At 57.1% G+C, this 20,656-nt stretch carries 14 protein-coding genes; 5 read left to right on the forward strand and 9 right to left on the reverse strand.

All coding sequences use genetic code 11. The features are described from left to right. Positions 1-58: 58 nt before the first annotated feature. The 3 genes from WX88_RS12675 to mce form a co-directional block, all read right to left on the reverse strand. Positions 59-1,498, reverse strand: a complete 1,440-nt coding sequence (locus tag WX88_RS12675) for a CCA tRNA nucleotidyltransferase (RefSeq protein WP_046244752.1) — start codon at positions 1,496-1,498, stop codon at positions 59-61. Between the two features lie 153 nt (positions 1,499-1,651). Beyond that, on the reverse strand, positions 1,652-2,224 hold the full coding sequence (locus WX88_RS12680) for an L-threonylcarbamoyladenylate synthase (RefSeq protein ID WP_046244753.1): 573 nt from the start codon (positions 2,222-2,224) through the stop codon (positions 1,652-1,654). A 179-nt stretch (positions 2,225-2,403) separates the two neighbouring features. Next, entirely contained in the window at positions 2,404-2,808 is a 405-nt protein-coding gene (gene mce / locus WX88_RS12685) for a methylmalonyl-CoA epimerase (protein WP_046244754.1), read from the reverse strand. A 214-nt stretch (positions 2,809-3,022) separates the two neighbouring features. Here mce and WX88_RS12690 point away from each other — a divergent pair, with 214 nt between their 5' ends. The 4 genes from WX88_RS12690 (at position 3,023) to WX88_RS12705 (ending at position 5,670) form a co-directional block, all read left to right on the forward strand. Continuing rightward, the gene (locus WX88_RS12690) at positions 3,023-4,237 is read left to right on the forward strand and encodes an IscS subfamily cysteine desulfurase (protein WP_046244755.1); all 1,215 of its coding nucleotides are present in this window, start codon (positions 3,023-3,025) and stop codon (positions 4,235-4,237) included. Between the two features lie 114 nt (positions 4,238-4,351). Beyond that, positions 4,352-4,762, forward strand: a complete 411-nt coding sequence (iscU, locus tag WX88_RS12695; protein ID WP_046244756.1) for a Fe-S cluster assembly scaffold IscU — start codon at positions 4,352-4,354, stop codon at positions 4,760-4,762. A 92-nt stretch (positions 4,763-4,854) separates the two neighbouring features. Continuing rightward, entirely contained in the window at positions 4,855-5,250 is a 396-nt protein-coding gene (locus WX88_RS12700; RefSeq protein ID WP_046244757.1) for a hypothetical protein, read from the forward strand. A 93-nt stretch (positions 5,251-5,343) separates the two neighbouring features. Continuing rightward, the gene (locus tag WX88_RS12705) at positions 5,344-5,670 is read left to right on the forward strand and encodes a HesB/IscA family protein (RefSeq protein WP_046244758.1); all 327 of its coding nucleotides are present in this window, start codon (positions 5,344-5,346) and stop codon (positions 5,668-5,670) included. Between the two features lie 145 nt (positions 5,671-5,815). Here the strand turns inward: WX88_RS12705 and WX88_RS12710 are convergent, their stop codons facing one another. The 4 genes from WX88_RS12710 to WX88_RS12725 all read right to left on the reverse strand — a co-directional run bounded on the left by WX88_RS12710 (position 5,816) and on the right by WX88_RS12725 (position 14,725). Next, complete coding sequence (locus WX88_RS12710; RefSeq protein WP_197076771.1) at positions 5,816-9,862, reverse strand: T9SS type A sorting domain-containing protein; 4,047 nt, start codon at positions 9,860-9,862, stop codon at positions 5,816-5,818. 1,529 nt (positions 9,863-11,391) lie between these two features. After that, entirely contained in the window at positions 11,392-12,663 is a 1,272-nt protein-coding gene (locus WX88_RS12715) for a glycosyltransferase family 4 protein (RefSeq protein ID WP_082116008.1), read from the reverse strand. Between the two features lie 236 nt (positions 12,664-12,899). Next, complete coding sequence (locus tag WX88_RS12720) at positions 12,900-13,652, reverse strand: LytR/AlgR family response regulator transcription factor (RefSeq protein ID WP_046244761.1); 753 nt, start codon at positions 13,650-13,652, stop codon at positions 12,900-12,902. After that, the gene (locus tag WX88_RS12725; RefSeq protein WP_046244762.1) at positions 13,649-14,725 is read right to left on the reverse strand and encodes a sensor histidine kinase; all 1,077 of its coding nucleotides are present in this window, start codon (positions 14,723-14,725) and stop codon (positions 13,649-13,651) included. Before WX88_RS12725 ends, WX88_RS12720 begins: the two co-directional genes overlap by 4 nt. Positions 14,726-15,160: 435 nt before the next feature. On the opposite strand from WX88_RS12725, the gene pulA reads away from it, so the two are divergent. Then, the gene (gene pulA, locus WX88_RS12730; protein ID WP_046244763.1) at positions 15,161-17,158 is read left to right on the forward strand and encodes a type I pullulanase; all 1,998 of its coding nucleotides are present in this window, start codon (positions 15,161-15,163) and stop codon (positions 17,156-17,158) included. A 341-nt stretch (positions 17,159-17,499) separates the two neighbouring features. Here pulA and xylA read toward each other — a convergent pair whose 3' ends face one another. Continuing rightward, positions 17,500-18,831 (reverse strand): xylose isomerase, encoded by a 1,332-nt coding sequence (gene xylA / locus WX88_RS12735; protein WP_046244764.1) that lies wholly within the window; start codon positions 18,829-18,831, stop codon positions 17,500-17,502. Between the two features lie 17 nt (positions 18,832-18,848). Further along, entirely contained in the window at positions 18,849-20,333 is a 1,485-nt protein-coding gene (locus WX88_RS12740) for a xylulokinase (protein WP_046244765.1), read from the reverse strand. Between the last annotated feature and the right edge of the window lie 323 nt (positions 20,334-20,656).

Below are 20,656 nucleotides of genomic sequence, written 5' to 3' on the forward strand. Positions count from 1 at the left end.
TTCTAGGCAACTTTCCACAGATATTGACATCTATGTCTCCGAGAAAAAGAAGCCAGGCCTAGTTTGGTGAGTGAACGACGCCTCCTTCTGGAGCCAGTCCCATGGCCGCCCCCTGCTGCAACAGGAAGGCCAGGGCTGGCTCCATTTCGTTTTTAATAGTGCCTTCGAGGATGGCCTCCATCACGACCTCCTTCAGTTCGCCCACCTGCCGCGAAGGCTTCAGGCCGAAGGTTGCCATGATGATTTCGCCCGTAATAACCGGCCGGAAGCTGCGCAGGTGGTCCTTTTCTTCCACTTCCTTCAGCTTCTCTTCCACCTGCGCGAAGTTGCGCAGGTAACGGGCCTTGCGGTCGTAGTCTTTGCTGGTTATGTCGGCCCGACACAGTAACATGAGCCGGTCAATATCCTCGCCCGCCTCGAATAGCAAGCGGCGCACGGCCGAATCGGTTACGGTTTCCTTCACCAGGGCAATGGGACGCAGGTGCAAGCGGACAAGTTTTTGCACCATGCGCATTTCCTCGCCCTGGGGCAGTTTCAGGTCGGCGAAGATGCCCGGCACCCAGCGGGCGCCCTTGTCCTCGTGGCCATGGAAGGTCCAACCCACGCGCTGGTCGTAGCGCTTGGTGGCCGGCTTGGCGATGTCGTGAAGGATGGCGGCCCAGCGCAACCACAAGTCGCCACCGGCGTTGGTCACGTTATCCAGCACTTGGAGCGTGTGATAGAAATTGTCCTTGTGAGCGTGCGTACCTACTTTTTCCACCCCGTGCAGCAAGGCCATCTTAGGGAAGATGAGCTGCAAAAGGCCCGTCTGAAACAGCAGCTTGAACCCGTAGCTCGGCGTCGGCGACTCGATAATCTTATTCAGCTCGACCGTTATGCGCTCCTGCGACACAATTTTTATTCGGTCCTTATTCCGAATAATGGCGTCAAACGTATCGGGCTCAATGTCAAAGTTCAGCTGGCTGGCGAAACGAACGGCGCGCATCATGCGTAGCGGGTCGTCAGAGAAGGTCACATCCGGCCCCAGCGGTGTGCGGATGGTCTTGCTGGCGAGGTCCTTCATGCCCTCATAGCGGTCGACCAGGGTACCGAAGTCATCAGAATTCAGGCTGATTCCGAGCGCATTGATGGTGAAGTCGCGGCGGGCTAAGTCTTCTTCCAAGGTGCCCGCTGCTACTTCCGGCTTGCGGCTTTCGGCTCGGTAGCTTTCCTTCCGGGCGCCCACAAACTCAATTTCGCCCGCTTCCTTGGTCGGCAGCATGGCCGTGCCGAAGTTCTTGAACACTGTGACCCGGCCGCGGCCCGGCAGCTTCGCACCCACCGCCTGCGCCAGCGCAATGCCGTCGCCCACGGTCACCACGTCAATATCCTTGCTGTCGCGTCCCAAAGCCAGGTCCCGCACGTAACCGCCAATCACGTAAGCGGGCTGCTTGAGCTCAGCCGCCGCTTCGGCGATGGTGCGAAAAATGGGCAATTCGGGCAGTTTAGGAATCTTCATATAGTATAGCACAATGGGCCGCGCTATAGCGCGACCCGCAGGACAGCAAAGGCTAACGTTGTAGCTCGCATCCCCCAACCCATCTGGTGCGGGAAAGCGAACCACAAAGTTAGCTTCGCTGTCCTGCGAGTCGCGCTACTTTCCCTTTCGGCTCTACTCCCGCACTACTTCCAGTTCTCCACCAGCTCCCAGCCGGACCACGCGCGAAGGTCCTACTCGCGTGGCATCATCCTGCCGCCAGTTCACAACATGGTCGGCGCCGCGCACGATGGCGGCATCAATCTCGGCATATACAGCAGGAGTTGGCTCCCCGGCTTTGTTGGCCGATGTCGACACCAGCCCGTGGCCAAGCCGCCGCACCACCTTGTGGCAAAACTCATCGCGCACCACGCGCAGGCCCACCGTGCCGTCGGGCGCTACCAGGCTGGGTGCCACCGACCGGCTTGCCGGCAAAATGTAAGTTGTTGGGCGCGTATCGGCCGCCAGCAGCGCGTCCAATTGGTCTGGTACTGCCGATGCGTAACGCCGCAGCATGGCCATATCAGCCACCAGCACGATACTCGATTGGCCTTCCGAGCGGCCCTTTAGCTTATACAACTGTTTCACGGCTGGTGGCACTTCGGCGTCGCAACCCAGGCCCCACACGGTATCGGTGGGATATAGAATGACTTGCTGGAGCAGCAGGGCATCTACCGCAGCTTCTACTTCTTGCTGGAAACGGACCACAGATTACACGGGTTTTAACAGATGAAACGGATTTTTTGTGTTGTTGCCTTTATGGTTGTCAATTGCTATTTGTAGCCTATTCACTCAAAGGCTTACCCTGGCAGGTGACCAACACGGATGCAAAGGTGCACCCATCCGAATTGACCCACAAAAAATCCGTTTCATCCATTAGAATCCGTTCAACTTATGGTCTGGCAAAGCTCTACCAGTACGCCGGCCGCACTTTTGGGATGCACGAAGCAAACGAGCTTATTGTCGGCCCCTAGCTTGGGCTCTTCATTTAAAAGTACGAACCCCTCCCCCTTCAGCCGCGCCATCTCCGCGCGGATGTCATCGACCTCAAAAGCGACGTGGTGAATGCCCTCCGGCTTTTTGGCCAGGTATTTCGTGATGGCGCTGTCGGGCGAGGTGCCGGCCAGCAGCTCAATCTTAGAGCCGCCAATCTGGAAAAAAACGGTATCTACTGCCTCGCTGGCCACGTGCTCCTTCTTGTAAGGAACGACGCCCAGTAGCGTAGTGTAGAGGGCCGTGGCGGCCTCCAGGTCGTGCACGGCCAAGCCGAGATGTTCGAGATTGGTAAGCATATATAGCAAGGGTAAGCTCCAGCTTGGTGAAGTGATTAAGAGGTTTCGTACGGGTTTTTACGCGACTATTTACCAAGCTGGAGCTTGGCTATACATTCCTTATTTAGATTGTATCTACTTTTGTGGCACCAAATAAAACTGATTGCCCCGTAACCGTGTTCTACGGGGGACTAGTTATTTGCTGGTTTACCATTCTGCTTTACCGCTGCGCGCAATGCTTAAGCTCCCCATTTATCTCGATAACAATGCCACCACGCCCCTCGACCCGCGGGTACTGGAGGCGATGATGCCTTATCTGACCGAAGTATTCGGCAACGCTGCTTCGCGCAACCATCCGTTCGGTTGGGCTGCGGAGGAAGCAGTGGACTATGCGCGGGAGCAAATTGCCAAGCTCATCAACTGCGATTCGAAGGAAATTATCTTCACTTCGGGTGCTACCGAGTCGGACAACCTCGGTATCAAGGGTGTATTCGAGATGTATAGCCAGAAAGGCAACCACATCATCACCGCCACCACCGAGCACAAAGCCGTGCTTGATACCTGTAAACACATCGAGAAGCTGGGGGGCCGCGTCACCTACCTGCCGGTGAATGAGCAAGGCCTCATCAGCCTCGAAGAGCTGGAAGCCGCCATGACCCCGGAGACTATCCTAGTCACTATCATGTATGGCAACAATGAGACAGGCACCATTCAGCCTATCCGCGAAATTGCTAAAATCGCCCACAAGCACGGCGCCCTCTTCATGACTGATGGCACCCAAGCCGTCGGTAAGATTCCAGTAGACGTCATCGCCGATGGCATCGACATCATGGCCTTCACGGCTCATAAGCTCTACGGTCCTAAGGGTGTAGGTGCGCTATACGTGCGGCGCAAGAATCCTAGGGTGAAAGTAACGGCTCAGATGGACGGTGGCGGCCACGAGCGCGGCATGCGCTCCGGCACGCTCAACGTACCCGGCATCGTGGGTCTGGGCAAAGCCTGCGAGTTGGCCCGCCTCGAAATGGACGCTGACAGTGCCCGTCTGAGCGCCATGCGCGACCGGCTGGAGCGCGAGCTGCTCACGCTGGAAGAAAGTTACGTCAATGGTTCGCGGGAGCACCGCCTGCCGCACGTAACCAATATCAGCTTCAAGTATGTGGAAGGCGAAGGCCTGATGATGGGGGTGAAAGACCTGGCAGTGTCGTCGGGCTCGGCCTGTACCTCGGCTTCGCTGGAACCCAGCTATGTGCTTAAGGCCCTGGGTCTGAGCGACGATTTGGCTCACTCCTCGCTGCGTTTCGGTTTAAGCCGTTTCACCACCGACGAGCAAATCGATTACGCTATTAATCACGTAAAAGAAGCCGTAACCAAGCTCCGCGAAATGTCCCCGCTATGGGAAATGTTCAAAGAGGGTGTCGATTTGAGCAAAATCGAGTGGGCGGAACACTAGAAACTAATTGTGAATTACAAATTATGAGTTTCGTGCTGCTTTAACGAGTTGACGCCTCATTTCCCAGGTTTGTAGTTCATAATTCAAGACTCATAATTCATAATTCAAGCGAAAATGGCTTACTCAGATAAAGTAATCGACCACTACAGCAACCCCCGCAACGTGGGCACGCTGGACAAAAGTAAAAAGAACGTAGGCACCGGCCTCGTGGGCGCACCGGAGTGTGGCGACGTAATGCGCCTGCAAATCGAGGTGGACGAAGCAACCAACACCATCACCGATGCCAAATTCAAAACCTTCGGCTGCGGCTCGGCCATTGCGTCGTCGTCGCTCGCTACGGAGTGGCTGAAGGGCAAATCCATTGATGAGGCCCTGGCCATCGACAACATGGAGATTGTGGAAGAGCTGGCCTTGCCGCCAGTGAAGATTCACTGTTCAGTGCTGGCAGAAGATGCTATCAAGTCGGCCATCTCGGACTACCGCGTGAAAAACGGACTGCCCGCCTTAGAGTTGGCGCACCACTAGTTTTTGGATGAGGAATGAAAAAGAGGAGTGAAGAATTGCCCAAGTGGCGTTCTTTAATTCCTCATTCTTCGTTTCTCATTTTTCATTGCTACATGACCGACGAATTCGAGGCGGCCCGCTTGCAGCGCGAAATCGAGTTGCATTTTGGCCCGCAGGGCGCGGAACTCCGGTTTGACTTCTGGCAACTGAACGAGCAGACACGGCTGGATTTGATTACTGTGAACCCGCGGCACCAGCAGAGCTTTCTGTTTCGTTACGAAACCGGCCACGACCAAGTGGAATGCCTGCGCAAAATGCTGGATTACGTGCGGCGCTACCGTGACAACGAAAGCTCTTTCACTCTGCAATGGCGGACGCGCGGCGATAAGGAGCTGCATACCTCCTACTTCCGGGCACACAACGCCTACGAAGCACTAGACAAACTCTATTTCGGCCGCGACCTCAACACCATAACCGTATTCAGCGTAGTCCTGAATCCTTCGTCGTAGATAGCTGTTAGGTATTAGCTGTTAGCTTTTTATTTCCAGCTTTTTTGCAGTAAGCCAATAGTTACTAGCTGTTGGCTAAAGCTTAATAAAACCATGATTACCGTATCTGATAAAGCCAAAGAAAAAGTGACGCGTCTCATGCACGACGCGCACCTTGACGATACCTATCGCCTGCGTGCCTCGGTAGCCGGCGGCGGCTGCTCCGGCCTGAGCTACAAGCTGGATTTCGACAATGAGGTGCGGCCCATGGACCAGGAGTTTGAGGACAAGGGCGTGCGCGTGGTAGTTGACATGAAGAGCTTCCTTTACCTGGCTGGCACCGAACTAGATTTCTCCGACGGCCTCAATGGCAAGGGTTTCCAGTTCAACAATCCCAACGCCTCCCGTGAGTGTGGCTGCGGCGAAAGCTTCTCCGTCTGACCCACGGAATACTCGAATAGCCAGATTTTGTGTACGGCTCATTCCTGCCACACGAACCTAGTCAAGAAAGCAAAAGGCCACCTAATTGGGTGGCCTTTTGCTTTACGATGTCGCCTACAAAATCCGAGCGAATCCGTAGTTCACGTTACTCCTTCTCGAACTTTTGCACGACGCGGCCGGTGGCAGTTTGTAATTCGAGGAAGTAAAGGCCGGGGATAAGGGTGTCAATTGCCAAGGTGGCGGTGCCGGGTTCGATAGTTCCGTGCAGTAGGGGCTGGCCCAACTGGTTGATTACGCGGTAGGGCGTGGCCGTCTCGGCCAGGAAATTGATGCTGCTGCGGGCTGGGTTAGGGTAAAGTAACACCTTAACTGTGCTGCCATTGTCTGCTACCGTCGCCACGGGCGAGTAGGCTACGGTGCCGTCGCGGTCTACCTGCTGCAGGCGGTAGTAGAGCTTAGCGGCGGGAGCTGCTTTATCGAGGGAAGAATAGACGGTGGGCTGCGTGCTGCTGCCCTGGGCTGCGACTGTAGCTACGGTGGTGAATTTACGGCCATCGAAGCTGCGCTGCACGTCGAAATGGGCGCTGTTTTTCTCGCTGGCGGTAGTCCACTTCACGGCCACTATATTACCATCCTGGCGCTGGGCGCTGAAGCTGGTGAGTTGCACGGGCAGTGGGTTGACGGCCCCACCGAAGATGTTGTTGCTATTAGTAGCGCCCAGGGTAAACTCAAAAAAGGTGACGAAAGGATTGAGTGGTGCCGAAATGAGTGAGCCACTGACGGGCGCCCCCCCGGCGCCGGTGCCGGCTTGGGTGCCAGGGCCATTACCGCTGCGAGATAAGTTGCGCCACGAATCGGAAGCACTACTGCGGTTAGCCACCACTAGGCCCGCGTCGGCGGGGTTGTTCACAAGGTCATCGGGGCCAAAGCTCAGCGTTACGGTGCCGCCGAAGCCTGAAGGCGCAACCCCACCCAAGGGCTGCAGGCTGAAGAAGCGGCGGGATGAAACGCGCAGCAAGTCGGTACCACTTGGGTCGCCGGTAGTCAGGTTTTGGGCCGGGGGCGTATCAAACTGCTCGGCCACGTAAGTTGTAGCGCTGCCCGATGTAATATCAAGCGTGAGAGGCCGGTAAGCGGTGCCTTTGCCTACTGGGAATAGAAGGCCGGCAACGGCTCCACCCACTGAGGTGCGAGCGACCGGACCATTCACGAAGCTGGTGCTACTGCCACCACTGATGGTGGCGTAGCCAGATGGATTAGTAGAGACAGTGAGCAGATTGACCATGCTGGTGGTGAGTACGCCGCTGGTCAGCTGCAGTTCCCGTTTCACGGTGAGGGGCCGGAGCAGCGTTACACCGGTGGGGTTGTTGAGTTGCAGGCGGCCGTTATCGCCGAACGTGACAGCAGCGCTACCAGCCGTCCCACCAATGCTTTGGGCCGTGGTGCCGTTAAACTGCAAAGGTGGCGTAGTAGTACTGCTTGGCGAGAAGGTAAACGTTGCACTACCATTCACCAGCAGATTACCTTGGATGGTGTAGCCGGTATTGCTAGCCGAAGGCGCGCCTGGATTGTACAACAAACTGCTGCTGCCACTCACTTGCACATTGCCCGCGATATTTACCCCGCCAGTCAAGTTTAGGGTAACCGCGCCCTGATCGATGAGCAAGTTGCCCAGGATAACCAGTGGGCTGCCACCGGTTGCGGTAAAATTACTCGTCGAATTGTACTCAAAAATGCCATACGTACGGCCGCTTAAAGCTGGTTGGCCCGTGATGGCGTTGAACAAGTAGCGGCTCTGTGGCTCAAAAGTCACGAAAGAACTCGGTTCCGGTAGGCCGAATGGATTGCTGCCGCCACTGTGCTCGTAGGTAGCTCCATTGCGAAACACAACCGATAAGGGCGAGCCCGCAGTACCGGTAGTAGTCCCAAACGCCGAGCTATTGGGGGAGCCATCGAACTGCGGCGCAGCCTGAAAACGGGCCCCCGAGCGGAACTCAATGGCATTGCTGTTGGCTGCGGCGCTGATGAGGCTGTGTCGCCCACTAGCACTGGCATTGCCACCGAAGATGAGGGTTCCGCTGATGACGGCAGTTTCAGCGCTGGCTAGGCTGATGGTAAGCCCCTGACTGGCTGTCACGTCAGTGTTGGTCACGGTCAGGGAGGAGGTGGCGTCTATTACAAAGTCGTCGCCAAAGGCATTGCCGTCTAGGGTCAGGGTGCGGGTGGCGTCGGTGCCAAAAGTCACGGTGACACCGTTGCGGAAGATGAGCTGCCTGATAGTTTCGGCAGTCGCGTAATTCAAAGAGGCCGTGGTGACAGCAGGGGTCCCAAGAGCCGCGTCGAATACCAGCACGTCGGTGGGGGCGGGCAGAACGCGGGTGGGTGTCCAGCTGGTGGCGGCGGCATAGCTCGTGCCCGACCCATTCCAAACGTAGGTAGTCGGGCCGGCGGGCAGCGTGGTAAATGCATCGTTGCCGGGGCTGGAGGTCAGGTAGTTTTCCAGGCCCGACGCGGCATTATCGTTGTAGGCATAGGCTTCGGCGGTGTAGCCAGTGCTGCCCGCTAGGCCGGTGACAGTAACGGTAGAGGTGCTACCATCAGCCACTACTACAAAGTTGCTAACGCCCGTGGTGGGGTTGGTGCCGGTGGTAGTGCCATAGGCTGTATTGGCCGAATAGGTAATCCCATCCGTGGGAGCTACTGCTGTGGTGGCGGTGGGCCGCAGCACCACGAGGCGCTTGACACCGTTGCCACCACTCAGTGTCAGCAGCACGGAGCTAGCCGTGACCGAAGTGGCCGTGACCGTAGGCTGCACAGTGGGCTCGGGCGCTAATGGCAGGCTGGTTGCCGTACCGAATAGGCTCACGTCATCGACGCTGTAAGTGCCACCACCAGAAGTGGCATCGTAAGCATAAATGCGGAAGGTAATGCCCGCTAGAGCGGAAACGTTGCTGAATCCGGCGCCTGACAAAGCAATGGTTGTGGGCGCATTGGCTGTGGTTCCCGTGACGGCTCCTGTCAGTAAAGGAGCGGCGTAGCCATCGGCGCTCGACCGTACTTCAAAGGCCGTAGGTCCTGTGCCGGAACGCTGGTTTACGAAGCTCAGCCCAGTTAGGGTCGCTTCGTAGCCACTGTTGGGGGTGAGGCTAAAAGAGACGTATTTTCCAAGGTCTACTGCGGTAGAAACAGGCCAGTCCCTTGAGTTAAATCGACCACCACCCGCATTAGGATTCACTCCAACTCGGGCGAAGGAAGTTCCTACAACATTAGCATCCTGAGTAGAAGGACTGGCACCCGAAGTAAAGTTATAGACCAACAAGGTCGGAGGGGCCGTTACAGTCAGCGCGTTTGTAGAGTTCGAACCCGTGGCTGCGGGGCTGCTGGCATTTACCCGAATTCGGTAAGTAGCACCGAGTGCGGTAGTGGTAGGGATAGTAACGGTGAGTGAGCTGCTGCCCGAAGCCGTGGTAGCCAACACCGTGGTCCCGCTGGTGAAACTCCCTGCCGCGTTGGAGAGCAGGGCCGTGAAGATATTGGTAGGGTCAAAGGTGCCGGTAGTGCTGTAGGCTACCGTGACATCGTTGCCAGCTACGATGGTAGCAGGCGAAATAGTGCCCGTGGTGATAACAGGCAACGGGGCAGTGACGTTAACCCGAACTTCGTTGCTGGTGACCGGGCCGCAGCTGGCAAACGTGGTTTTTACAACTACGTAGTAAGTACCAACGGTGGCAAAATTGGGGATGTAGGAGGTGGCAGTTATGCCGGTAGCGGTAGGGTGAGAGCCTGAAGCAGTGCCGTAGAACCACTCCCGGCCGGTCACGTTCGCGGCGGGGGCGTCGGTAGCGATTAGGGTGGTGCCGTTGGTGTTGATTAGGATATTCTGAACGGCAGTTGGTGCAATAGCAACATTGTTTACTGTTACGGCTTGGTCGCCAGTCCCCGTTACGCTAGCAGCATTTATGCGGAGCGCATATCCGCTACCACCAGCTATAGTAGCTGGAATAGCCGCCGGAAAAGTCCCGGTACCGCCGCTAAAAGTTGCGGTGCCAGCAAGTGGCGTGGTACCGCTGGCAAAGCTGCCCGAAGCATTAGACAGCACCGCTGTTATTCCGCTAGGGCTCCCTGTGTAGCTGAAATTAACGGTTGTGATACTACCAGCGCACACAGTAGCTGGAGCAATCCCCGTAGCCATGATAGTGGCAGAGGATGCCGAAGCAACCAGTTTAAGATTTTGTAGTCTGACGCCACGTCCTGTAGCGCCATCATTAGAAATTCGAAGGCGTACTTGGTTGCTTATACCTGATAAGGGGATGCTTGTGGTTGTAACGTAAGGGCTAGCAGCAGTAGGCGTGGCAGAAGTAGCAGTTTGAGTATAGCTAGCACCTCCGTTAAATGAGATTTCAATGTTAGCCGGATTATTTCCTCCTGTTCCGAATGTGGCTACATCGACCGTAAAGGTTGCCGATGAGAACGATGACAAGTCGTAATCGGAAGTCGTAATAATGTCAGTCGGGTTAGTTTCAAGAAGATAATAGCTGTCTTTATCAATAGGTTGAGCTATATTGTTATTATCCCCTGTCCAGCCTGTAGGCAACGAGCCGCCACCAGGCAAATTAAAAATCGTCGTCTGTCCCCACCCAAGCAGAGGCAACAGTAATATCAGCAGCAACGCCGTGCTACGACTGACTGTGGTGGAAAAACGGGTAATAAGGGATGACATAAAAAACGGCTGTTAAGGGGTTTACCAAAATTGCCGTGGAGTAGACACGTCGAGTGTAAAGATATACAGAGAGTCTTGGATTCCGCCATCAAAAGGATTATTAAATCATTATATGCCCGCACAATCTGCCTTTTGCGAATTAAACTGAAGCTTTAAATGAGAAAACAATGCTTATATAACTATTTTTTTTAAACAATTAGTTATATTTTTTCATACACAAGAACTGGCGTGCCCCTTCTAGTAGAACCAAGTTGCTAATACATCGACTCTTTGTATAATATGAATGAGAAAAGAACCTTCCTTAAGTGAGGGCTCTTTTATAAGGCGAGTTCAATCTCGTTAGTCCTTCTTGAAAAATGGCTACCTACTAGCCGTACTGATGCGAAGCTTCAAAAAGAAGATGCTCGTTTCATCAATAGCGCGCGGGATGGGTTTGGCACTGCACAAACACTGGTTGGGGGACGCCTTCATCGCGGCAAAACCGAATAGCGAATGGCTGTGGCACTAATGCTACCTGATAATCTCCCGACCTTTGATGAGCAGTGAATGGCGCATTCCAAGTATGGCGTAACAGAAAGCCAGGGTACCCTGGCGGACAGAAGTTTAGAGCAGAAACACCGATAGGAAGAAGCAGGCACTAACCTAGTTACCAGCCAAATAGTCCTGGCCTACACATCAAAAAGAAATATTGTGCCTGCCATTCCGCACCGACGGCCGAACTGGACGCTGCTGCCAGCGGCGACAAACCGCTGGGTGGATGGCCACGGCCAGGGAGCGAAACCGGCTAAGAATGACAGGACTTAATAATGAATTAGAGGGCGAACAGCATCTGCGACGTCGAAGCTAGCCGTATTGTATCGCGGAGGAAACCATAGGCCTGAAAACCGGAGTATTACTCTGCTTACCAGACCACTGTTTACAATATACTGGACAGAAAGAGCGTGGTGCTGGCATACTAACCAATATTCCGAATACTTCGACCGAAAGCCGACTTTCATCCACTACTTCTGTCTACTGGCTGAGTTGACGGCTATGGACTGTGCAGGCTGCAGCAACGCCGTTTTGGGCACGTCGGTTGGAATAGGTACCAGAGCGCGAATCACGTCTTCGGTGAGGGCGCATTGACGATGGTGCGAGTAGTGCCAACACTCCCGCTGGGCACGCTCCACTCGCTGCCGGGTGGCGGCAGGCTCGTCGAAGGTGAGGCGCACGGCCTGGGCGCAGGCGGCTACGTCGCGCAGCGGATAGAGCAGGCCCGTTTGGTCGTGCTGCACCAGCTCCACGGTGCCGCCGGAGGCAGATGCCACCACCGGCACCCCGGAGGCCAGGGCTTCGAGGGTGACCATGCCATACGTTTCGTTTTCGGAGGCTAATACAAAGACGTCGATGGCTTGGTAGAATAGGGCGGGGTCAGCCCGGAAGCCCCGAAAATGAACGTGCTTTTCCAAGCCCAGCCGGGCCACTTGCGTTTGCAGCTGGTGCAGGTAAGCCTCACCCTCGTTACGAGTGGGTTCGCCCATAATAACGAGGCTCCAGTAGTCCTCATCGTGGCCAGCCTGGCGGCGCAGATGATGCAGCACGTCAATCACGAAATCCTGGCCCTTGCCATCGTCGAAGCGGCCCAGAATGCCCAATAGCCGGCTATGCAGCGGCAGGTCCAACTCCTGACGGGCCTCGGTGGCAGTATGAGTAGGCGACGTAAATTGCTCCAGGGGCAGGCCCAGCGGCACCACATGAAGGCGGCTGACATCGAAATGGGTGAGGCGGGCCACCTCACTCCCCAGGCCGGGCAAGGGCGTCAGCCAGGCATCTATCAGGCGGAAGCGCAGCGTATGCACGAAGCTGCGCTTGGGACGCCCCAGCTGCATGTGCTGCTGGTAGATAATTCGGAGCCGGCCGCCCATCAGGCCCTTCACCAGAGTAGCCAGAGGCAGGTCTTTGTTTTGCGTCACGACCAAGACCTCAATGTGCAGGCGCTCCAGTTGCTGCTTCAGCGTCCAGGCAGTGAGCGGCAAGGCCAAGCCACGGCGCACTACCAAGGTTTCGAAGGGCACAGACCGGTCTTTGGCCCACTGGACCAGCGGCGTGGCGGGTGGCGCGAAAAACGTGACACGCCACCCCCGTTCCTGCATCCAATTCGCAAATTTGAGACTATTCAACTCAAGCCCGCCCAGGCTGCTGGAAAGACACAGCACCCCTAGTTGCAGAGAGGCAGAGGAATTGTCCTGCTCACGCGGGAGTATGGCGCCCCCAGAGGTTGTCAAATTGCTCATAGGTAAATAAGAAGCAGGTAGGAAGTAGGCACCCAGATACCCTGCAATACAGGAGGCGGGTAAGAATGGGTGGCGAATAATACCGTAAGACGGACTACTTTAGACAATGATTTACCGAGCAACAAGGTTTGAAACCGGCAGTTGGCCGGGCTAAACATAGTGAAGATTGGCTACTAACTAGAATTGAGGCCGGCTGGGCTATATATAATAGCGCGCAAAGAAAGGTGAGAGCGAGGTCAGGTCCAGCGGCTGAGGAACTGCAGAAAGGCGTCTTTGTACTGGTCGCCCACTGGAATGGTGACGGCCCCAATCTGCACGGTGAGGCGGCGCACAGCCTCAATTTTATCGAGCGCTACGATGAATGAGCGGTGAATGCGCATGAACCGCCGGGTGGGCAGTCGCTCTTCCATAGCCTTGAGGCTCATGAGGGATAGCAGGGCCCGCGGCGTACTTTTCAAGTGCACTTTCACGTAATCTTTGAGGCCTTCTACATACAGAATATCGTTGAGAGCTACGCGGACTAGCTGATATTCAGCTTTCAGGAAGAGGTATTCCTCTTCTTCGGGACCAGCGGGAGCGGGGGTACTGGCGTGGTGCGAGGTGAGCTCGGCGTAGGTGCGGGCCTTACTGGCGGCTCGCAAAAACTCTTCATAGTTAAAGGGCTTAACCAGATAATCGATGGCATCGACGCGGTACCCATCGAGGGCGTATTGGCTGAAAGCGGTGGTGAAGATGACCCGCGGACCGGTGGGCCCCAGCACGCGGGCCAGTTCCAGGCCGTTGAGCTCCTGCATCTGAATATCAAGGAAGGCCAAATCGACGGTTCCGGGGTGCTCGTGCAGGTACTTCAGGGCTTCGACGGCGCTTCCGAACCGCCCTACTAACTCCAGAAAGGGCGTTTTCTGGACGAACGAGGCGACCAAGCCCAGGGCCAGCGGTTCGTCATCAACAGCAATGGTTTTGAGAGGCGGCAAAGCAGTGCTGCTCATGCGATGTGCAAGGTTAAGTGAACCCGAAACTCGTTGGCGGGCGTGTGGTCTTCGACCAATAGACTGAACTGGCCGGGGTAGAGCAAATCGAGGCGGCGACGCGTGTTGGCGAGGCCGATACCGTTGCTACCGGCCAAGTCGGTAGAGGGCAGCGCCAAGCGGGTGTTGCGCACTTCCAGCTCCACTACATCGGGGGCGGGCTGGCGCAGGGCAATAAAAATGCGGCTGGCCTCGGTGGCCGCCACGCCGTGTTTGAAGGCATTTTCGAGAAAAGGCAGCAGCAGCATAGGAGCCACGGGCACGTCGCGCACGGGCTCGGGCCGCTCGAAGGTCACAGTCACCCGCTCGTCGAGCCGCAACTGCATGAGGGTGATATAGTCTTGCACAAAGGCTATTTCCTGGCTCAGCAGCGTGTGGCCCCCGGCCGTGTCGTAGAGTACGTAGCGCATCATGCGCGAAAGCCGGTGAATGGCGCTGCGGGCCTGCTCGCCGTCGAGCAGGGTGAGGGCGTAAATGTTGTTGAGAGTATTAAAGAAGAAATGCGGGTTGATCTGAGCCTTGAGCACCAACAGCTCCGAACTGACGCGCTGCTGCTCCAGTGTCTGACGGATTTGGGCGTCCTTCTGCCACTTCTGCACCACTGTGATGCTCGTGCTGATGCCCAGTACGAACATGGTAGTAAGCAGACCCATAGAGTCGAATCGCACACCCGTTCGCACGAGCCGGGGCCGGCCAGCAGCAGCCTCAAAGGCCTTGTCCATGAGCACCGGTAGGTTGAGCGACATTTCCAGAAACTTGCTAAAAAGAACCACCGCCACGGTGGTGCCCACCAACGCCAGCACAAACCACTCGGTACGCCCCTGAAACAGCAGGCGCGGCACGCTCACCCGGGCCGTGAGGTAGAATGTAGTCACCCACACCGTGAACATCAGCCCCTGCTTCAGCCAGAACTGCGGGGGCATGACGAGCCGGCCCGTGAGAGGCTGAAACAGCAAAAACGTAAGCCCGAACAGCCCCCACACCAGCACGTGAATCAGCGGGGTGAGGTAGCGGCGGGGGGTAAGGTCAGCCATGGAAGGAGCAGGAATCGAAGCAAAAGTAACGGAACCCCACACCCAACTATTGGCTAAACCGACCGCCAGGAAGATTTTATCGACGGCGAGCAGGGTTCTATCGCTAGGCAAGAGCCAGCGTTCCCTCCTTGCCAAGGAGGGAACGCTGGCGCGAAGCGTCAACTGGGGTGGTCGTGAGCGTTGAACGACTGGTATTAACGCGGTTGTGTATGGCGCGAGTGGGGTAACCTCACCCCCAGCCCCTCTCACAAGGAGAGCCTGACGACCTAGGCATTGACTTTGAAACTGCTTGTGGAGCAGTTCTTCATCGTTCGGGTATGGCTCAGGTGTCGTTCAACGAATCCCCCCTGTTTCAGCTGGCGCTGAAACATCCCCTCCTTGGTAAGGAGGGAAGTTGCCACGCTGGTTTGCCGGGCAAATCCCGAACTTGCGGCCATGATTCGTCCGCTTCTGTTGCTGCTTGTGCTTTTTTCTGCTGCTTCCGCCGCTCCTGCCCAGCCCCTCCTCCCCGACTTCGCCAAATACCCGACCTACAACGGTCCTGACCTCGGCCTGACCTGGCGCGGTAGTCAGGCTACCCTGCGCGTGTGGGCCCCTACCGCAGTGGCGCTGCACCTGCGCCTCTACGCCAGTGGCACCGGCGGTACGGCCCGGGCGAGCTACCTTATGAAGAAGGCTGAGGGAGGCACCTGGACCTATACTTTGCCCGCTGGCACCACCGGCTTCTACACCGTGCAAGCCACGATTGGAGGCAAAAAAATGGCCGAAGTAGCCGACCCGTATGCTCACGCTGTCGGCATCAACGGCCAGCGCGGCGCCGTGCTCAACCCCGCCACGGCCCAGCCGCCCGGTTGGCCCGAAGACCTCCGTCCGGCTCTCAAGCAGCTCACCGACGTCGTCATCGGCGAAGTGCACGTGCGCGATTTGAGCATGCATCCCCAGTCGGGCATCCGGAACAAGGGCAAGTTTCTGGGTGTGGCGCAGTTGGGTACCCGCGGCCCCGGCGGCGTGAGCACGGGGCTCGACCACCTGGTGGAATTGGGTCTGACCCACATTCACCTGCTGCCCACCAATGATTTCGCTTCCATTGATGAAACTCAGCCAGCTAGTGCCAACCGCTACAACTGGGGCTACGACCCGCTGAACTACTCCGTGCCCGAAGGCTCCTACGCCACCGATGCCGCCAACCCCACCGTGCGCATCCGCGAGTTTAAGCAGCTGGTTCAAAACCTGCACATCCAGGGTCTGCGCGTGGTGCTCGACGTCGTGTATAACCACACGGCTGATGCTGGCCGCAGCGCCTTTGAGCAGCTGGTGCCCGGCTATTACTACCGCCACAACCCCGATGGCACGCTCTCGAATGCCACCGCCTGCGGCAACGAAATAGCCTCTGAGCGCCCCATGGCGCGCAAGCTCATTGTAGAGTCGGTGACATACTGGGCCCGCGAATACCACGCCGACGGCTTCCGCTTCGACCTCATGGGCGTGCTTGATATTGAAACCATGCGTGCCGTGCGCATCGCCCTCGATCAGCAGGACCATAGCATTATCGTCTACGGCGAGGGCTGGACCGCCGGCCCCTCACCCCTGCCCGAAGCGCGTCGTGCCGTGAAGGCCAACGTGAGCAAGCTGCCGCGCATCGCCGCCTTCGGCGACGAGCTGCGCGACGGCGTGAAGGGCCACTACGCTCACCAAACCGAGCCCGGCTTCGCCAGCGGCCAGCCTGGCTTAGAGGAAAGCGTGAAGTTTGGCATCGTGGCCGCCACTCAGCACCCGCAGCTTGATTATACCAAAGTAAATTACGCAAAAGCGCCCTGGGCCGACTCGCCCGGCCAAGCCATCAATTACGTGGCCTGCCACGACGACCGGGTACTCTGGGACAAGCTCACCGTGGCCAACCCCGGCGCCTCGGAAGCGGAGTTGATTAAGATGGATTTGCTCAGCAACACCATCGTTTTCACCTCACAAGGCATTCCGTTTTTGCCCGTTGGCGACGAGTTTCTGCGTACTAAGGGCGGCGCCCACAACTCCTACAACCTGCCCGACAGCGTGAACCAGCTCGACTGGGCCCGCAAAGCCCGCTACGAGTCGGTGTACGAGTTCTACCGCCGCCTCATTGCGCTGCGCCGCGCTCATCCGGCCTTCCGTCTCGCCACCACGGAGTTGGTGCAGCAGCACCTCGAATTCCTGCCCAACCAACCCGCCGGCACCATCGCCTACCGCCTAAAAGACCACGCCGGCGGCGACACCTGGCAGAACATCGTGGTGCTCTTCAACGGCAACCGCACCGCCGCTAACATGCCAATTCCCGCCGGTAAATACACCGTTGTACTCAGCGGCAACCAGCTTAACGATAGCGGACTAGGCACAATGGACCCAGGCGGCGTAGCCGTACCCGTACTCGCTAGCTCGGCCATGATATTGGTGCAGTAAGCGCACCCCAACTTGGCGTCAGCTAAGTACCCGTATCAAAAATGCAGTCATGCTGAGCGGAGCCGAAGCATCTCGCCTGCCACTACTAACCTAATCGTGAGGACGAACGCGAGCGAGATGCTTCGACTGCGCTCAGCATGACTGCCTTGTGCGCTTACGTATAATTAACCTCTTAAAAGCGAAGAGGGGACGATTGAGTGTTAATAGCTGGCAGGCAGCTTTTTTAACACTCAATCGTCCCCTCTTCGCTTTATAACTCAGTTCTCAACTGGTTCCCTCTCCTGCAGAAAGGGCCGTACCCGACAGGGGCCAGATGGTGAGGCCACTCGCCGAAACGCAGCCTAGATATACTGGTTAATAATGCTTTCCAACCACTCCTGCTTGCCACTTTTCGGCGTGGGCTCACCTGATTTATGAGCAATGGTGCGCAGGTCTTCCAGCGTCAGCTGGCCTTTCTCAAAGGCCGCACCGTCACCAGAATCAAACGAGGCGTAGCGCTCTTTACGGAACTTCCGATAGGGCGACTTTTCCAGGATGTCGTTGGCCACCACCAGGGCGCGGGCGAAGGTGTCCATACCAGCGATGTGGGCGATGAAAATATCCTCTAAATCGGTGGAATTACGGCGGGTTTTAGCGTCGAAGTTGATACCGCCATGCTGGAAACCACCGTGCTCCAGAATGATGAGCATTGACTCGGTCAACTCATTAAGATTGTTGGGAAACTGGTCGGTATCCCAGCCGTTCTGGTAGTCGCCGCGGTTGGCGTCTATGCTACCGAGCAGGTTGGCATCGGCGGCTACTTGCAGCTCGTGCTGAAAGGTGTGACCGGCTAGCGTGGCGTGGTTCACTTCCAGGTTCAGCATGAAGTCGTTTTCCAGGCCGTGCTCCTTTAGGAAGCCGATGACGGTCGCAGCATCAAAGTCATACTGGTGCTTGGTGGGCTCGGCGGGCTTGGGCTCGATGAAGAATTTGCCGGTGAACCCCTGCTGACGGGCGTAGTCGCGGGCTATGGTCAGGAAGCGGCCCATGTGCGCCTGCTCGCGCTTCATGTCGGTATTCAGCAGGGTCATGTAGCCTTCGCGGCCACCCCAGAATACGTAGTTCTCGCCGCCCAGCGCGATGGTCGCATCCAGGGCATTTTTCACCTGCGTAGCGGCGTGGGCCACCACCTGAAAGTCGGGGTTGGTGCTGGCGCCATTCATGTAGCGCGGGTTCGAAAACACGTTGGCCGTGCCCCAGAGCAGCTTTACGCCAGTCGCGGCCTGATGCTCCTTGGCATAGTCAATGATGGTAGCGAGGTTGCGCTCGTACTCGGCCAGTGAGTGGCCTTCATCCACCAAGTCAATGTCGTGAAAGCAGTAGTAGGGCGTGCCGAGCTTGGTGAAAAACTCGAACGCGGCGTCCATTTTATCCTTGGCGCGACCAATAATTTCGTGGTGCTTGTCCCAGGCAAATTGCTTGGTGCCGGGACCGAATGGGTCGCCGCCCGTGCCGGTAAACGTGTGCCAGTACGATACCGCGAAGCGCAGATGCTCCTTCATGGTCTTGCCGGCCACCACGCGGTTCTCATCGTACCATTTAAAGGCCAATGGGTTATCCGACTCACGCCCTTCAAAGCGAATGGTATCGATACCCGTGAAAAATTCAGTTTTAGAAAGTGTACTGCTTGACATGAGAAAGACTGATTGGGTTATGAAATAAGAGGAGATAAAACGTCCTGCCAGCGACCATATGCGGCCTGGTATTGTTCGCGGAGCCCGGCGGTGGGCTCTACGGTAAGAATGCGTTCGAGACCGGTAAATGCCTCATTCGGACTGGCATACACCCCCGCGCCAATACCTGCGCCACGGGCTGCGCCCTGGGCTGCATCGGTGTTGTACAGCTCCAGCTCCACGTTGCCGCTGTTCACGAAAGCTTCGCGAAATACCGGGCTGAGGAACATGTTGGCATTGCCAGCCCGCACCCGGCGCACCTGCACGCCCGAGGCCCGCATAATGTCCATACCGTAGTTCAGAGCGAAGACGATGCCCTCCTGGGCAGCGCGCAGCACATGGGCCTGGCCGTGCACGTTGAAGTTGAGGCCGTGCAGCTCCGCGGCGGCCGGCTGGTTTTCGAGGATGCGCTCCACGCCGTTGCCGAAGGGCAGAAACTGCAAGCCCTCGGCTCCCACCGGGGCCCGCGCCGCCAGGTGGTTCATCTGGTCGTAGGGCAGCTCGCCCACGAGCCTGCGCAACCAGCTGTTGAGAATACCGGTGCCGTTCACGCACATCAGCACGCCATTTTTGGGGCGCTCAAGCGTGCTGTTCACGTGCACGAAAGCGTTTACCCGCGAGCGAGGGTCGGCGGTATTGGTTTCGTTGATGCCGTAGACCACGCCGCTGGTGCCGGCCGTGGCCGCGATTTCGCCGGCCTCCAGCACGTTGAGGGAGAAGGCATTATTAGGCTGGTCGCCGGCCCGGTAGCTGATGGGCGTGCCGGCCGTCAGGCCCAGCTCCTGGGCCGCCTCGACGGTCAGGTGCCCCTGCACCGAAAACGTGTCGACCACTTCCGGGAGCAAATCGGCACTGATGCCATAGTAGTCCAGCAGCTCCTGAGCGATGGCCTGCCGCTTGAAGTTCCAGAACACGCCCTCTGATAAGCCCGAAACGGTGGTTTGCAGCTGTCCGGTCAGCTTGAAAGCGATGTAGTCGCCGGGCAGTTGAATCTTATGAATCTGGGCGTAGATGGCGGGCTCGTTCTCCCGCACCCACTTCAGTTTCGAGGCCGTAAAGTTGCCGGGCGAGTTCAGGAAGTTGCTCAGGCAGTATTCTTCGCCCAGCGCCGTGAAAGCCTCATTACCATAAGTCACGGCTCGGCTGTCGCACCAGATAATGGCGGGACGCAACACCTCACCCGCCTTGTCAATCAGCACCAAGCCGTGCATCTGGTAGGTGATGCCGATACCAGCTATCAGCTCGGTAGCAAAGTTGTAGCTGGCCTTGAGCTGGGTGGTGGCATTCACCACTTCCTGCCACCAGCGCTCGGGGCGTTGTTCAGCCCAACCGGCTTGTGCAACAGCAATTTCCATCTCCGTTTTGGGGGAGGTGACGGAGGATACGCATTGGCCGGTGGCAATGTCCAGCAAGGAAGCCTTGATGGAAGAGCTACCAATGTCGTAGCCGAGAAGGTATTTCATGGGAAAAACGAAAGGATTAAGCCGGATTAAGCCAAGGAAGGCGCGGCGTTATTGGCTTCAACAGACCGATAGCGAACCGGAAGCTCAGTCATGGGCCAGAGCGCGCTCATATGGCCGCCGGGGTGAGCCGTCAGCAGGCCCGTGCATCGGACCGGCCGGGCACCAAAGAGCGAAACAGAGGAATGGGGCGCAAACCGATGGCTAATGGGCAGCATCGCTCTTGAGGGAAAATACAATTTATAAATGCGCAGAGCCTAGTCATTGTTCTGCATCTTGCAAGGGAGGATGGAGCGCGGTCGGTAAACTTTCAAGCGAAAGTACTC

This window comes from Hymenobacter terrenus (genome assembly GCF_000972495.1).
Taxonomy (GTDB): Bacteria; Bacteroidota; Bacteroidia; order Cytophagales; family Hymenobacteraceae; genus Hymenobacter; species Hymenobacter terrenus.